1 protein-coding gene is annotated in these 1,303 nt (G+C 74.4%); it reads left to right on the forward strand.

The window, feature by feature from the left end; translation table 11 throughout:
- Nucleotides 1-1,303, forward strand: a 1,303-nt coding sequence (locus V6U81_RS29035; RefSeq protein ID WP_334494238.1) for a beta-ketoacyl reductase, incomplete at both ends; no start/stop codon positions are given.

The raw sequence follows: 1,303 nt of genomic DNA on the forward strand, positions 1-1,303 counted from the left end.
TGGGTTGCCGTTGACGGCGTTCGTGTTGTTCTCGTCGATCGCGGGGGCGTTCGGCAACGCGGGCCAGGGCGCCTACGCGGCGGCGAACGCGGCGTTGGATGCCGTGGCGGTACGTCGCCGGGCGGCGGGGTTGCCGGGGTTGTCGTTGGCGTGGGGGTTGTGGGGTGACGAGTCGGGGATGGCCGCCGACCTCACCGACGCCGACGTCCGCCGCCTCGCCCGCGGCGGCATCCAGCCGATCCACTCGGCGGAGGGCCTCGACCTCTTCGACCGGGCGCTGACCGTCGACGAGGCCGTCGTCGTACCCGTCAAGCTGGACCTCGCCGCCGTCGCGGCCGCCGGTGACGACGGGCCGCCCCTGCTGCGCGGCCTGGTCCGCCGGACGGCGCGACGCGGCACCGCCGGCCGCTCCGGCACCGCGACCGGCCTCGAACGGCGGCTCGTCGGCCTCTCCCGCGAGGAGCGGGTGGCCCTGCTGCTCGAGCTGGTCCGCGCCCAGGCCGCCGTCACGCTGGGCCACGCCGGCCCGGAGGCGATCGAGCCCGACCGGGCCTTCGACGAGCTGGGCTTCGACTCGCTCTCCTCCGTCGAGTTCCGCAACCGGATCGGCGAGGCCATCGGGCTGCGGCTGCCCGCCACCCTGGTCTTCGACTACCCCAACCCGGTGGTGCTCGCCGAACACCTCGTCGACGAGGTCTCCGGCCTGGTCTCCCGGGCGGTGGCGGCCGTGGCGACCAACGGCACGGACGAACCCGTCGTCATCGTCGGGATGGCCTGCCGCTACCCGGGCGGCGTCACCTCACCCGAGGAGCTGTGGCGCCTCGTCGCCGACGGCGTCGACGCCGTCAGCGGCTTCCCCACCGACCGGGGCTGGGACACCGCCGCGCTCTACGACCCCGAGCCCGGCCGCCCCGGAAAGACGTACACCCGGGAGGGCGGCTTCCTGCACGACGCCGCCGAGTTCGACGCCGGCTTCTTCAACATCAGCCCCAACGAGGCGCTCTGGATGGACCCGCAGCAGCGGCTGCTGCTGGAGGCCTCCTGGGAGGCCCTGGAGCGGGCCGGCATCGAGCCCGCCACGCTCAAGGGCACGCCCACCGGCGTCTTCGCCGGGATGATGTACCACGACTACGCGGCCAACAACAGCGCCGGATCGATCGCCTCCGGCCGGATCTCGTACGCCTTCGGCCTCCACGGCCCGTCGGTCACCGTCGACACGGCCTGCTCCTCGTCGCTGGTCGCCATGCACCTGGCCGCGCAGGCGCTGCGCTCCGGCGAGTGCACGCTGGCGCTCGCCGGTGGC

Source organism: Micromonospora lacuserhaii (assembly GCF_036902735.1).
Taxonomy (GTDB): domain Bacteria; phylum Actinomycetota; class Actinomycetes; order Mycobacteriales; family Micromonosporaceae; genus Micromonospora.